We start from the raw sequence: 13,395 nt of genomic DNA, 5'->3' as shown, positions 1-13,395 counted from the left end.
GACCGCCGGTCCTGGCCGGAGGTGCGCCGCGCGCAGCGGACGACTGCTGAGGGCCGGCGCGCTCCACCTAGCCTCCGGCTGAGCACGTCGCGCACCGGTCGCGGCAGGACGGACGGGGACAGACATGGCACCTGGCGCCCGCGCGTCCGTCGCGCGACGCGTCACCGTCGGCATCGGCCTGTGCGTGGTGCTGGCCGGCTGCGGCGCCGCCCAGGACCACAGCACCGAGATGCCCGTCGGCGTCAGCGACCCGGCGTTGGTCGAGCGGGTGCCGTTCGGCGACGTGACGACCGACCACTGCATCGCCGGCACCAGCACCGAGGACGGGCTGGTCGCGGTCGCGGCGTGCGACGTGCCGGGCAGCGTGCCGGTGCAGCAGGTGACGACGGTGGGCGCGGGCGCCCCGGAGGCTCGGCCCGCCGAGCAGGTCGTCCACGGCTACGCGTCCGCCTCGTGCTCGGGCGCCGTCGTCGACTACGCCCGGGAACGGGGCATCCCGCAGACGGGCCTGCTCCAGATCGCCGTCATCTCCGGCACGCAGTGGTCCGGCGCGCAGACGCCCGTGGTCTGCGCCGTCTCCGAGGCGATGTGACGAACTGCTCCTCCTCGACCTGCAGCCGGAGGTCGATCACACCGAGCCTGCCGTCGAGCGCGGAGAGCGCCGCCGACGCCGCCTGCTCGCGGGCGCGCTCGCGTTGCGCCGCCAGCAGCTCGGGAGTGAGCCCGGTCGCGGACCCCGGCGCCTCGAACAGGCCTGCCTGGGTGAGCTCGCGCCGCTCGGCCGGGGTGACCGTGCCGCGCGGAAGGGAGTGGTAGTCCTCCTTGGCGTCGGCGATGGCGGAGCGCGCCTGCTCGGCGGCCGACGCGAGCATCGCCAGGTCGTGCGCGAGTGACTCGATGTCACCGGCGAGCCCGGACAACGTCGCGTGCGCCGCCTCCCCTGCCGCCCCGCGCATCAGGTACTCCAGGCCGGTCGAGACGTCCCCGAGCTGCGACGCGGTCTCGCCGGTCGCGATGTGACCCGCGCCGAACGTGTCGTGCTGCCGCTGCACGGCGCTCAGGTCGGCGTCGAGCGTGCGACCGAGCTGGGCTGCGTACTCACCCACGGTGTCCTCCTTCGTCGAGGTCCGGTGCCGCCGGGGGGTGCGCACCCGGACGGCGCCGGGCCAGCACCACCGCAGCTCCCGCGCCGAGGACGAGGACCGCGATGACGGCGCCGAGGATCACCGGCAGGCGTGACACCGAGCCCGCGGGCTCCTCGCCGGCGTCTGCCACGGGCGGCTCGGCCTCGCCGACCGGCTCGGAGGTCGACGACGGCGCCGGCGAAGCGGTCGCGGGGACACCTGCGACGGCCTCGTCGATCTCGGCGACCGACGGCCAGGCGTCCACACCGTCGTCGATGAAGGGGTTCACGTCCGGGAAGGCGCTCGGGTCGGTCTCGAGCAGCTGCCGGACGTTGACCGTGCCGTAGCCCCAGGCCACGTCGGCGACGACGGGCTCGTGCAGCGTCCCGTCGGTCGTCCGCACGAGGGACTGGAGGATCTGGTTCGGCGTCGCGTCCGGGTAGCGGGACATGGCCAGTGCGAGGGCGGCTGAGGTGAATGCCGCCGCGTCCGAGGAGCCCGTCCCCCGCCCGTAGCGGCGCCAGTCGCCGGCGATCGAACGGATCTCCGCGCCCGGTGCGACGACGTCGACGCCACCGCCTCGCGGGCTCCCGTCCGCCAGCTGCAGGTCGGGCGTCAACGTACCGACGGTGACCACCCCGTTGAACAGGGCGGGCGTCCCGTCCACGTAGCCCTCGTTCCCCGCCGAGGCGACGACCACCGCGCCCGCTCGCAGGGCCGCGAGCATGTCCTCACCGGTGAGGTCGAGGGATGCCGAGACGCTGATGATGTCGGCCCCGCTCGCCGCGGCGTCCTGGAACGCCCGGGAGCTGTCCGCGGGGCTGCACGACGCGAAGTTCTCGTCGAGCCCGAGCGTGAACACCTCGACCTCAGCGCCGGGGGCGACACCCTTGACGCCCGGTTCGCCGTCCGTTCCCGCACCGGTGCCCACGATCAGCGAGGCCATCTGCGTGCCGTGCCGGGCGCGCTCGTGCGTGGAGTCGGCGGGCGCTGTCTCGCCGTCCGTGCAGTAGCCGGGCTCGCGGACGGAGACGTTCGCCCCGACGAGGTCCGGGGCGGCGAGGTTCACCGACGTGTCGATGAGGGCGATCGTGATGCCCGACCCGGTCGATGCCTGGTGCAGCTGCTCGATGCCCGTCGCCGAGTAGTACCAGAGCCCGCCGTCGGACGGGTCGGTGGCGGCCTGCGCGGCGCCCGGCGCCAGCGCCATCAGGGGGGCGACCGCCGCGGCGAGCACCCACCGCAGCGACCGGCGGCGTCCGCGGGTCACGAGATCGACCTGTGCACGGAGCTCTCCGCGCTGACGGGCACGGCCGACGGCACCACGTCGAGCTGGGCCGCGATCCGGTTGAGCGCCTCCTGCTGCGCGGCGTCGACGTCCCGCATCGCGCGGATGCTCTCGGCGAGCGCGAGCCGCGCGGACTCCAACGACTGCTCGATGCTCGCGATCCGGCCGCCGACCGAGGACACCGCGTGGTAGTAGCGCCCGGCGAACGCCTGCACGCCGGGGATGTCGGGCCACGACCCCGGAGCGGCGTCCGCCGCCCGCGCCTCGAGCTGGGACCGGAGCGTCGCCACGTCGTCGTGCATCGTGAGCAACCGGCTCACGCTGCCCTGCAGCTCCTCGTACTGGTAGTCGACCTCGCCGGCCACGTCGTCCTCCGCCTCAGCATCCGTGTGTCGCCCCCTGCGACGCCGCCCGGACCTGCACGCGGTCCGGAACCGGTCGAAGGTTAACCCACAGGTCACGACGGGTCCGCCAGTGTCACCCGCGCCTGTGGACGACCACGCGGACGGCCGTCGCGGGTCACCCGAACGGCGGTCAGCCGGCGGCCGGCGGTGCCGTGGGGCCGGGCCGCCACTGCCAGTCGCCCATCCGCTCGGGCGCGTCGAGGCACGGCGAGACCGTCGACACACGCACGAGCGGCGCCAGGCCCGCATCCGGGGTCGTCACCCACAGGACGGTGAGCACGTACCCGTCGCGACGGAGGTCGACCTCGACGCTCGGGTCGTCCTCTCTCGCCGGCCGCTCCTCCGGGAGCGTCCACCCCTCCGCCACGTAGGCCTCGACGAGAGCCCGCCCGAAGGTCTCCGTCTCCCGAGGCGGGTCGACCAGGACCTGCCGCAACGACAACCACTGGATCGCCGTCGGGTCGGTCGCACTCCCCGGAGACGACGACGAGCAGTCCGCCCAGTGGTCGAAGTCCTCCGGGAAGTCGTTCCGCGTGAACTCGACCTCCGGGAACAACGCCGGCAGCCGTCCGATCGCCTGCTCCGCCGTCCCGACCGACGTCCGCCACGCCAGGTCCGACGCGGCTTCACGCTCGTCCTCGCTCGGACCGGTCGCACAGCCCGACAGCCCGATGACCGCGACCAGCAGGAGCACTGCCGTCCGGCCTGCGCCACCGACGCGCGGACCGGCCGACCAGGGTCTCGTGAGGAAGCGCACGCCGCTCACCGTAGGCGCTCCGTCATGCGCCCAGGGTGACGGCCCGCGGTTCGACGTCGAACCGGGGTCCGATCCCTGCCGGGTCGAGCTCCGGCCGGTGCGGCCGGGTACGACGGGTCCCGGGGCGGTGCCGGATCCCGTCTGCACGGCACCGCCCGTCGGGCGCGGAGGTCAGCGGGTGAGCCACCCCCCGTCGACGGCCAGGACGGAACCGTGCACGTACGCGGCGGCGGGCGACGCGAGGAACACGGCAGCCCCCCGCAGGTCCTCGGGCGTCCCCCACCGCCCGGCAGGGATCCGCCCGAGGATCTCCGCCGACCGCCCCTCGTCCGCCCGCAGCTGCGCGGTGTTGTCCGTCGCGAAGTACCCGGGGGCGATGGCGTTGACGTTGATGCCGAGTCCCGCCCACTCGCTGGCGAGGGCCTTCGTCAGCCCGGCGACGGCGCTCTTGGAGGCGGTGTAGGAGGGCACGATCTTCCCGCCCTGGAACGACAGCATCGACGCGATGTTGATGATCTTCCCGCCGTCGCCCTGCTCGACGAGGACGCGGGCGACGGCCTGCGTCAGGTAGAACACCGTCGACAGGTTGAGGTCGATGACGTCCTCCCAGTTCTCGACGGAGAACTCCAGGGCGGGCTGCCGGCGGATGATCCCGGCGTTGTTCACGAGGATGTCGATGCGTCCGGCCAGTCCCACGATCGTCGCGACGAGCGCGGTCAGGTCCGCGGGCGTCGCGGCGAGGAGGTCCGTCGGCACGTCCCAGGCCCGGCGGCCGGTGGCCTCGATCGCGGCGACCGCGTCCGGGGACACGCTCTGGCCGACGATGACGACGTCGGCACCCGCCTCGGCGAGGGCGGTCGCGATGCCGCGGCCCAGGCCACGGCCGCCGCCGGTGACCACCGCGACCTTCCCGTCCAGCCGGAACAGGTCGAGCACCCCGGTCACCGCAGGTCCGCCGGGTCGACCGACACGACGTCGGTGTAGTCGATGTTCTCCCCGGCCATCGCCCACACGAACGAGTACGCCCCGGTCGCGGACGCGCAGTGGATCGACCACGGGGGCGAGACCACCACGTCGCGGTCGTGCAGCAGCAGCTGCCGGGTCTGGTCGGGCCGGCCCATGAGGTGCACGGCCACGTCGGAGCCGAGGCCGTCGTACAGGTAGATCTCCGTGCGCCGGTCGTGGACGTGCGGCGGCATGGTGTTCCAGACGGAACCGGCCTCGAGGGTCGTGATGCCGAGGACGAGCTGGTTCGACTCGATGCCGTCGGCGTGGACGTACTTGCGGATCGTGCGGTGGTTCGACTGCTCCGCGGAGCCCAGCACCAGGGCCTCGACGCCGTCGCGCGACGCGAGCGCCGCGACGGTGCGGCGGTGGGCCGGCGCCGACACCAGGTACACGGTGCCGGTGCCGTCGAGCACGATGTCGCGGGTGCCCAGCGGCAGGTAGAGGACGTCCTGCGGGCCGACCTCCCAGCGGTCGCCGTCGGCGGTGACCGTGACGGACCCGGCGAGGCCGACGACGCCGAGCTCCCGGCGCTCCAGCAGGAACTCCGCGGCGATCTCCTCGGGCGCGGTCAGGGCCACGGACTCACCGGAGAGCGCGACGCCACCGACCAGCAGCCGGTCGTCGTGGGCGTAGCCCCAGGTGACGGTGCCGGGGGTGAACAGGCCGGACAGCACGAACCGGTCGCGGAGCTGCTGGCCGGACAGGGCTCCGACGTCGTCGGGGTGGGTGCTCCAGAGGCGGGTGACGGACATGGTGGTTCTCCTTCAGTGCGAGGACGAGGTCGTGGGGGCGGACACCCGGCTGCGCAGGGTGCCGACGCCGCCGACGGTGATGTCGACGACGTCGCCGGGCCGGAGCCAGCGGGGTCCGCGGTCGAGGACGTGCGGGAGCTTCTGCGGGGTGCCGGTGGCGATGACGTCGCCGGGCCGGAGCGTGACGACCTGGCTGACGTAGGAGACGAGGCGGGCGACCCCGAACACCTGGTCCCGGGTGGATCCACTCAGCGTGAGCGAGCCGTTGACGCGGGCCTCGACGGTGAGGTCCTGGGGGTCGGGGACCTCGTCGGGGGTGACGACCGCCGGGCCGAGCGGGGCGAACGTGTCGAAGGACTTGCTCAGCACCCACTGGCTGCTGCGGCGCTGCCAGTCGCGGGCGCTGACGTCGTTCAGCACCGTGTAGCCGCCGACGTGGGCGAGCGCGTCGGCCTCGGTGACGTCGTGGGCGGTGCGGCCGATGACGACCGCGAGCTCGGCCTCGTAGTCGACCTCGGCGCCGGCCCGAGGCAGCAGCACGTCGTCCTCGGGGCCGACCACCGCCGACGTCGCCTTGGCGAACACGTCGGGGTGCTCGGGGTCGTCCTGCGCGGTGTGGCCGCGGTAGTTGTACCCGACGCACAGCAGCGAGCCGGGGCGCACGGGAGCCAGCAGCCGGACGGCCTCCCGGGGCCGGACGTGCGCGGGGTCGGGGTCGGCGACCGCCGCGCGGACCTCCGGACCGGCGTCCAGGGCCTCGACCAGCGTCGCCGGGCCGTCGGGGACGGCAGCGACCAGGTCGAGCACCCCGCCGGGGACCAGCGCGCCCGGCCGCGGCGCACCCCCGGGCCCGGCGAACGTCACGAGCCGCATCAGCGCACCGCGCCCGGTGCCGGGGCCACCCACCAGGGAGACTCCCACCCCGGCACGAGCCGCCGGGTCAGCGCCTCCAGGTAGTAGTAGTCGCCCCAGAGGTTGCCCTCGTCGACGCCGACGGACTTCGGCATGTCGTAGACGCCGTGCAGCAGCAGCGGGTCGCCGGGCTCGCCACCGGCGGGCGCGTACCCGGCGGCCAGGGAGTCGATCATCGACGCGGCCGCCGCGCGGTACCGGTCACCGACGTCGCCGGGCAGCAGCCGAGCGAGCTCGTCGAGGCCGCACGCCGCGATGGCCGCCGACGACGAGTCCCGGGCCGCGCCGGACCCGTCGGTGAGGACCAGGTCCCAGTAGACGACGTGGTCGGCGGGCAGGTGCGCGAGGAAGTAGTCGGCGCACCGCAGCGCGGCGTCGAGGAACGTGCCGTCGCCCGTCTCGCGGGCCGCGAGCGCGAACCCGAAGATCCCCCACGCCTGCCCGCGCGCCCAGCAGGACCCGTCGGAGTAGCCCTGCTCCGTCGCGCCGCGCAGCGGCGACCCGGTGACGGCGTCCCAGTAGAAGGTGTGGAACGTCGTGTCGTCGGCCCGCAGGATGTGGTCGCGCAGCGCCGCGGTGTGCCGGTCGGCGGCGGTCGCGTACCGGGGGTCGCCGGTCTCGGCGGTCGCCCAGCGCAGCAGCGGCATGTTCATCAGGCTGTCGATGATCGTGCGGCCGCGCTGCGCGGGGTCGGCGAGGTCGCCCCACGCCTGGATGATCCCGGCGGGCTCGAGGAACCGGAGCATCAGCGCGTCCGCAGCGGCGAGCGCCGCGTCCCGGGCCTCGACCGAGCCGGTCCGGCGCCACGCGGTGACGCAGGACAGCGTGTAGAGGAACCCGAGGTCGTGCGTGTCGAGGTCCACCCCGCCGTGCACGCGCCGGGCGTACGAGGCGACGTGCGCCTGCGCGGCATCCCGGTAGCGGTCGTCGCCGGTGAGCTCGTGGGCGAGCCAGAGCTGACCGGGCCAGAAGCTCGTCGTCCAGCCGTAGTTCGCGCCGGGGGCGGTGTCGGGCAGGTCGGCGCGGGCGGGGCGCAGCGGGTACCGGTCGTCGGTGGTGGTGTCGGCCGGGTAGCGGGTGCCGAACGACGCGATGTTCGCGTCGACCGTGCGCAGCGCGGTGGCGGCTGCGGCGCGCGTCGAGGACGCCGTGGCGTCGGTCGTCGTCATGGGGGTGTCTCCAGAGCAGGTCGGGGGTGTGCGGGGGTCAGGCGGCGACGGGCTCGAACGCCGGGCGCAGGGCGAACCGGGTGTTGCCCCACACGGCGTAGAGCAGCGGGGCGGCGGCGAGCCCGAGGCCGATCGCGGGGCGGGAGAGCACGACGCCGCCGAGCAGCGCGAGCACCACCAGGGACACCGCGCTGAGGTACCAGCGCCGCACCCCGAGGTAGGCGGACCAGCGCAGCAGGTCCCGCAGCCGGGCGGCGGGCTGCTCGGCCAGGCCGACGACGGCGTGCACCGCGGTCACGGCCACCAGCACGCCGAGGGTCACGAGCACGGGGATCGCGACCGCGCCGGCGGTGTGCCCGAACAGGTACCGGACGTCGACGACCAGCACCGCGAGCACCGCGGTGACCAGCACGCCGAGCAGCAGGCCCTTGCCGAGCGCCCGGCGCCAGGCCCGGGCGAACGTGCGGACGACGCCGTCGGTGCTGTCCGCGAACCCCGCCGCCGCGGCGACCAGCGCCGGGAACGCCAGGGGCGCGAGCAGCACCAGCAGCGGCCAGGACCGCGTGAGGTCGGTCGCGACCAGCACGACCATCAGCGGCGCCGTCGCGACGACGAGCAGCAGGTTGGTCATCAGCCCCAGGTGCACGGCACCGAGCACGGTGCCGAGGGTGTCGTGGGAGATCCGCAGCCGCATCGTCCTCAGCCCTTCAGCCCGGACGTCGCGATGCCCTGCACGAAGTACCGCTGGCCGAGCAGGAAGATGATCGCGATCGGCAGCACCGACAGCACGGAGCCCGTCATGATGAGCGCGTGCTCGGCGTTGTACTGCGAGATGAACGTCCGCAGGCCCAGCTGGATCGTCCACAGGTCGGGGCTGCGCAGGTAGATCAGCGGCCCGAGGTAGTCGTTCCAGGTGTTGACGAACGTGAGCAGCGTCAGCGAGGCCAGCGCGGGCACGGACAGCGGCAGCATGATCCGCCGCCAGATGCCGTACTCGGTGAGGCCGTCGATGCGGGCGGCCTCGGAGAGCTCCTCGGGGACGGTCTCGTAGAACTGCTTCATCAGGAACACGCCGAACGCCCCGAACGCCTGCAGCGCGATGATCGCCAGGAGGCTGTTGGTCAGCCCCATCTTCGACAGCAGCACGAACTGCGGGATCATGTACGCCTGCCACGGCACGGCGATGGTGCCGATGTACGTGAGGAACAGCAGGTCCCGGCCGCGGAACCGCGTCTTGGCGAACCCGTACGCCGCGAAGCTGCCGGTGAGCACCTGGAGCACGGTCACGGTGACCGACAGGATCATCGTGTTCTTCAGCCAGGTGGTCATGTCGGACCGCGTGAAGATGTCCACGTAGTTGTGCCACTGGAACACCTCCGGCACCCACTGGATGGGCACCGTGAAGACGGTGTTGTTCGTCTTCAGCGACGACATCACCATCCAGTAGAACGGCAGCAGGATCGCGGCCGCGCAGACGATCAGCGTGACGTACCCGAGCGCCTTGCCGACGGTGCCGACGGGCCGCCGGGGCGGGGTGCGCAGCGGGGCCGGCGCACCGGCGGGACGCACGGGCGCGGCGTCGAGGGTGGTGGCCATCAGGCGTCCCTCCGCTTGTTGACGAGGAACTGCACGACCGTGACGGCGATGCAGATCAGGAACAGGACGATCGAGACCGCCGACGCGTAGCCGAACTGGTTCTCGACGAAGCCCTTCTGGTAGATGAACTGCGACAGCACGAGCGTCGACTGGCCCGGGCCGCCGTTGGTCATCACGAGGATCAGGTCGAACACCTTGAAGCTGCCGATGGTGAGCAGCACGGTGACGAGGAACGTCGTCGGCCGCAGGCTCGGCAGGGTGACGTTCCGGAACCGCTGCCACGGGCCGGCGCCGTCCATCCGGGCGGCCTCGTAGAGCTCCGGCGGGATGGTCTGCAGCCCCGCGAGGAACAGCAGCATGTAGTAGCCCATCTCGCGCCAGGTGCCGACGATGATGACGGCGGGCATCGACCAGTCGGACGACGTGGTCCACCCGGGCGGGTTGTCCACCCCGACGGCGGTGAGCAGCTGGTTGATCGGCCCGTACTCGGGGCTGAACAGCATGTTCCAGACGACGGCGATCGCGACGATCGACGTGATGTACGGGAAGAACGCCGCGGTGCGGAAGAACGCGACGCCGCGCAGCTTCTTGTTCAGCAGCAGGGCGAGCCCGAGGGCGGCGCCGAGCGTGAGCGGGATGTGCAGCGCCGTGTAGTACAGCGTGTTCGTCAGCGACGTGTAGAAGGACGAGTCGCCGATCATCCGCGTGAAGTTGTCCAGCCCGACCCACGGCGCGGTGCCGAAGGCGTTCCAGCTGGTGAAGGCCAGGTAGAACAGCGCGATCACCGGGATGAGGGTGAGCACGCCGAACCCGACGAAGTTCGGCAGGATGAAGCTCCAGCCGATCAGCGCGTTCCGGCGGGCCAGCCGCCGGCCGGGGCGCTCGGTGCGCCCCGGCCGACGGGCGACCTCGGGGGTCGTCGACGTCACTGCACGCCCGCCTCGGAGGCGGCGCGCTTCCCGGCCTCCTCGAGGCCGTCGCGGACCGACGTGCTGCCGGACAGGATCGCCGTGTGCGCGTCGTTGAGGATGTTCTGGATCGCGGCGGTCGACGCGTTCGCCGGGTTCTCCGGGTGCACGTCGTGGGTGCTGAACGCGAACTTCGCCAGGTCGTCCGTCGGGACGCCCTCCAGGGAGAAGTACGCGTCGGTGACGGCGTCGTTCACGGTCGCCGGGGTGATGCCGATGGCGGTCAGCGCGGTCGAGCCGGCCTCACCGGCGGCGTACGCGAGGAAGTCCTTCGCGGCCTGGATCTTGTCCTCGTCGATGGCCGGGTTGATGCCGATGCCGGTCGGGTCGGCGAACGTCACGGGCGTGCTGTCCAGGCCCGTGGTGCTGTCGTCGAGCTGCGGGGCCGGGGCGAAGCTCCACGCGAAGTCGTCGGCCTCGCCGCTGGCCTGCTGGGCGATCAGCGTCGCGACGTACCAGGAGCCCATCGGCATCATCGCGGCCTTCTGGGTGCCGAACTGCGACTGGTAGGTCAGCGAGTTCGTGGTCACGGTGCCCAGCGACTCCTGCGCGCCCGCGTCCTGCAGGGCCAGCGCCCGCTCGTAGAACGGCTCCAGGTAGGAGTAGTCGCCGCTCAGCAGGTCGGCGCCCTCGGTCTGCGCGAGCGCGAAGCCCTGGACCGTCGACTGCCACGAGTGCTGGTAGGTCCCCTTCGCGCCCTGGTCACCGAGCGCGGCGGTCAGGTGCTCGGCCGCGGCGTCGTAGTCGTCCCAGGTCCAGGACCCGTCGGGGTACTCGACCCCGGCCGCGTCGAACAGGTCCTGGTTGTAGTAGAGGACCCAGGAGTCCTGCCGGTACGGGATCGCCCAGGTCTTGCCGTCGACCTCGTACGCGCCGACGCCGTTGACGTCGTCGTCCAGGCCCTCGGCGACGTCCGACACGTCGAGCAGCTGGCCGCCGGCCTGGTACGTGATGAAGTTCTTCAGGTTCTTCTGGACGTACAGGTCCGGGGCCGAACCCGCGGACAGGTCCGCGACCATCTGGGTGTCGTAGTTGGTCGCGTCGTACTCCAGCACCTCGACCGTGACGTCCGGGTGCTCCTCGTGGAACCCGTCGGCGAGCGTCTGGAACTCCGGGGTGCTCGCCAGGCTCCAGCCGGCGAGCGTGAGGGTCACGGGGCCGTCGGCCGTCTGGTCGCCACCCCCGCCCGACCCGCCGCTGCCGCACGCGGACAGGGCGAGCGCGGCCGCGGCGGCCAGGCTGAGAGCGGTCGTCGTCGAACGCTGCATCGTTGCTCCTTCAGGGGGTCCGGGGCCCGGCTCTGGGTCCCGCGGGGGTGGCCGGCGCGCCGGTGGCGGGCCGGGAGGTGCTCAGTCGGGCAGGTCGGTGCGGGTGACGAGGCCGTCGGGCCAGGTCACGGCGGCGGTGCTGGTGGCGGTGGCGGCGTCGACCGCGAGGGTGGCGGTCGACGGGACGGGCGTGCCCGCGAGGGTGACCAGCGCCGCGACCCAGGTGCCGGGGTCGACGGCGACCTCGGCCCACGGGACGTGCACGGGGTCGCCGAGCGGTCCCGCGTCGGTGCGGCGGTCGACGCCGGAGGTCGCCGGGCCGCCGCGCAGGACGTCGACCGCGGACACCAGCGCGCCGGTCACCGGCCAGCCGCCGACCCGCAGCCGCACCGCCGCGGGCACGGCGTCCTCGACCCGGACCAGGCGCAGCTCCCACGGGCCCCGGACCAGCGAGACGACGAACAGCGTCCCGGCGGGCGACGCGGCGCCCGCGAGACCGGAGCCGTGCTGCTCCTGGCTCGCCGCGGGGGTCAGCCAGTGCGCGCGGGCCCGGGACGCCGCGACACCGACGCCGTCCGCGGTCCGCGGCTCGCCCACGACGTCGAAGCCGGTCCGGTGGCTCGCCCGCCCGGCGGCGTCCAGCAGCACGACCGACCCGTCCAGCGGGTCGGTCCACGCGGCGTCGTCCAGCAGCGGGGCGGTCGCGGTCGAGTAGCCGATCCGCGCGTACAGCGGCGAGTCGCCGGCGGTGCTGCCGGGCAGGGCGTGGTCGGTCCCGTGGTTGACGACGCGGACGATGCCGTCGGCGCGGGTGCCGGCGACGAGCCAGCCGGGGGCGCGGACGGCGCGCAGCGTGTCGGCCTGCTCGACCGGGAGCGGCTCCTCGGGGGCGGTCCACACCGGGTGGTCGGCGGGCAGCGCGAGGCCGAGCAGCCCCTTGCTGGCCCAGTACGGCGAGCCCGGGCCGGAGTAGGACTGCGCGAGCCGGGGCCAGGCGTCGTGCCAGCCGAGGGTCAGCAGCCCGCGGTCGTCGGGGGCGCCCGCGTCGGTGAAGTGCCCGACGACCCCGGACGCGGCGCGGCGCAGCAGGCCCGGGGACACCGACGGCACCTCGGCCATCGCGCCGACCCAGAACGGGGCCGCCGCGGCGAACCGGTAGACGAGGCTGCGGCCCTGGAGCAGCGGCGACCCGTCGGCGCCGACCAGGTGCACGGCGTCGGTCAGGTAGCGGTCGAGGTGCGCGACGTCGGCGCGGCGCGCGGCCTCGGGGCGCAGGCCCTCGGCGCCGGCCATCCGCGCCCAGAGCACCGGGTACAGGTGCAGCGCCCAGCCGACGTAGTGGTCGTAGGACCGCTCGGCGCCGTCGGACATCCAGCCGTCCGGGCGGGCGAACGTGTCGTGCGTCGCGAGGTCCGCGGCGACGTCGTCCGCCGACCAGGGGCCGCCGACCGAGCGCAGGAAGGTCTGGACGACGGTGCGGAACCACACCCAGTTGATCCGCGGGTAGGTGTCGTCGCCGACCGCGGGCGCGAGGTAGTCGACGACCTGCTCCTGCACGCGCGGGCTCAGCCGGTCCCAGATCCACGGGCGCGTCAGGTCCAGCACCAGGGCGATCGACGCGGCCTCGACCTTGGCCTGCGGGTGCTCCTCGAGCCGCACCCAGCGGTCGGGGGCGTGCGGGTCGGTGCCGGCGGCCAGGCCCTCGGCGTACCACTGCGCGAGGTGCGTGGGGTCGGCGCCGCGCTCCCCCGCCAGCCGGAACCCGGCGAGCAGGAACGTGCGGGCGAACCCCTCGAGGCCGTCGACGTCGCGCCCGTACCCGCCGGCCGGTCCGGGCGGGGTGATCCGCGCGCGCCCCGGGGAGGCGTAGGGGCGGGCGCCGTCGAGGAGCCGGTCCGCGAGCGCCAGCCAGTCCTGCCGGGTCCGGGCGCTGCTGGTCCGGGCGCTGTGCGATGCCCGGTGGTCGCTCGGGGCGGGGATGCTGGTGGTCACGGTGGTCTTCTCCGTCGAAGGCTCGTGGTGTGGTCCGGGTCACGATCGATCCGAACGGGACCGAGTGAATCGTTCAGAAACGATCATGTCAAGGGCGTAACCGAACTGATACGATCACAACAGATGCGATCGAGGCCCTGACCAGGGCTCCCGGCGC

Annotated in this window: 14 protein-coding genes; 1 reads left to right on the top strand and 13 read right to left on the bottom strand. The window is 73.6% G+C overall.

The annotated features are described in order from the left end of the window. Positions 1–124: 124 nt before the first annotated feature. Complete coding sequence (locus ACFVXN_RS00205; protein WP_389225440.1) at positions 125–592, top strand: hypothetical protein; 468 nt, start codon at positions 125–127, stop codon at positions 590–592. Here the strand turns inward: ACFVXN_RS00205 and ACFVXN_RS00200 are convergent. The 13 genes from ACFVXN_RS00200 to ACFVXN_RS00140 form a co-directional block, all read right to left on the bottom strand. Next, a complete protein-coding gene (locus tag ACFVXN_RS00200) occupies positions 525–1,106 on the bottom strand; it encodes a hypothetical protein (protein ID WP_389225437.1) in 582 nt (193 codons plus the stop codon). The two genes, ACFVXN_RS00205 and ACFVXN_RS00200, sit on opposite strands and share 68 nt — an antisense overlap. Then, positions 1,099–2,394: a S8 family serine peptidase gene (locus tag ACFVXN_RS00195; RefSeq protein ID WP_389225434.1), complete on the bottom strand. Its 1,296-nt coding sequence runs from the start codon at positions 2,392–2,394 to the stop codon at positions 1,099–1,101. Before ACFVXN_RS00195 ends, ACFVXN_RS00200 begins: the two co-directional genes overlap by 8 nt. Continuing rightward, the gene (locus tag ACFVXN_RS00190) at positions 2,391–2,777 is read right to left on the bottom strand and encodes a hypothetical protein (protein ID WP_389225431.1); all 387 of its coding nucleotides are present in this window, start codon (positions 2,775–2,777) and stop codon (positions 2,391–2,393) included. Before ACFVXN_RS00190 ends, ACFVXN_RS00195 begins: the two co-directional genes overlap by 4 nt. A gap of 169 nt (positions 2,778–2,946) precedes the next feature. Further along, entirely contained in the window at positions 2,947–3,510 is a 564-nt protein-coding gene (locus tag ACFVXN_RS00185) for a hypothetical protein (RefSeq protein ID WP_389225428.1), read from the bottom strand. A gap of 234 nt (positions 3,511–3,744) precedes the next feature. Next, positions 3,745–4,518, bottom strand: coding sequence for a 2-dehydro-3-deoxy-D-gluconate 5-dehydrogenase KduD (gene kduD / locus ACFVXN_RS00180; protein WP_389225425.1), 774 nt, complete (start codon positions 4,516–4,518; stop codon positions 3,745–3,747). Then, positions 4,515–5,333 carry a 5-dehydro-4-deoxy-D-glucuronate isomerase gene (gene kduI / locus ACFVXN_RS00175; RefSeq protein WP_389225422.1) on the bottom strand — a complete coding sequence of 273 codons (819 nt, stop codon included), beginning with the start codon at positions 5,331–5,333 and terminating at the stop codon, positions 4,515–4,517. The genes kduD and kduI overlap by 4 nt, the downstream gene beginning before the upstream one ends. Before the next feature lie 12 nt (positions 5,334–5,345). Beyond that, entirely contained in the window at positions 5,346–6,206 is an 861-nt protein-coding gene (locus ACFVXN_RS00170) for a fumarylacetoacetate hydrolase family protein (RefSeq protein WP_389225419.1), read from the bottom strand. Beyond that, positions 6,206–7,414, bottom strand: a complete 1,209-nt coding sequence (locus tag ACFVXN_RS00165) for a glycoside hydrolase family 88 protein (RefSeq protein ID WP_389225416.1) — start codon at positions 7,412–7,414, stop codon at positions 6,206–6,208. The genes ACFVXN_RS00170 and ACFVXN_RS00165 overlap by 1 nt, the downstream gene beginning before the upstream one ends. 37 nt (positions 7,415–7,451) lie before the next feature. Next, entirely contained in the window at positions 7,452–8,108 is a 657-nt protein-coding gene (locus tag ACFVXN_RS00160; protein ID WP_389225413.1) for a ferredoxin-NADPH reductase, read from the bottom strand. A 5-nt stretch (positions 8,109–8,113) separates the two neighbouring features. Then, on the bottom strand, positions 8,114–9,010 hold the full coding sequence (locus ACFVXN_RS00155; RefSeq protein WP_389225411.1) for a carbohydrate ABC transporter permease: 897 nt from the start codon (positions 9,008–9,010) through the stop codon (positions 8,114–8,116). Next, positions 9,010–9,939: a carbohydrate ABC transporter permease gene (locus ACFVXN_RS00150; RefSeq protein WP_389225408.1), complete on the bottom strand. Its 930-nt coding sequence runs from the start codon at positions 9,937–9,939 to the stop codon at positions 9,010–9,012. The genes ACFVXN_RS00155 and ACFVXN_RS00150 overlap by 1 nt, the downstream gene beginning before the upstream one ends. Next, on the bottom strand, positions 9,936–11,246 hold the full coding sequence (locus ACFVXN_RS00145; RefSeq protein WP_389225405.1) for an extracellular solute-binding protein: 1,311 nt from the start codon (positions 11,244–11,246) through the stop codon (positions 9,936–9,938). Before ACFVXN_RS00145 ends, ACFVXN_RS00150 begins: the two co-directional genes overlap by 4 nt. Before the next feature lie 81 nt (positions 11,247–11,327). Continuing rightward, positions 11,328–13,238 carry a DUF2264 domain-containing protein gene (locus ACFVXN_RS00140; RefSeq protein WP_389225402.1) on the bottom strand — a complete coding sequence of 637 codons (1,911 nt, stop codon included), beginning with the start codon at positions 13,236–13,238 and terminating at the stop codon, positions 11,328–11,330. Between the last annotated feature and the right edge of the window lie 157 nt (positions 13,239–13,395).

This window comes from Cellulomonas sp. NPDC058312 (assembly GCF_042880135.1).
In the GTDB taxonomy this organism is placed as follows: domain Bacteria; phylum Actinomycetota; class Actinomycetes; order Actinomycetales; family Cellulomonadaceae; genus Cellulomonas.
This window is presented reverse-complemented; position numbering and strand designations above follow the sequence as displayed.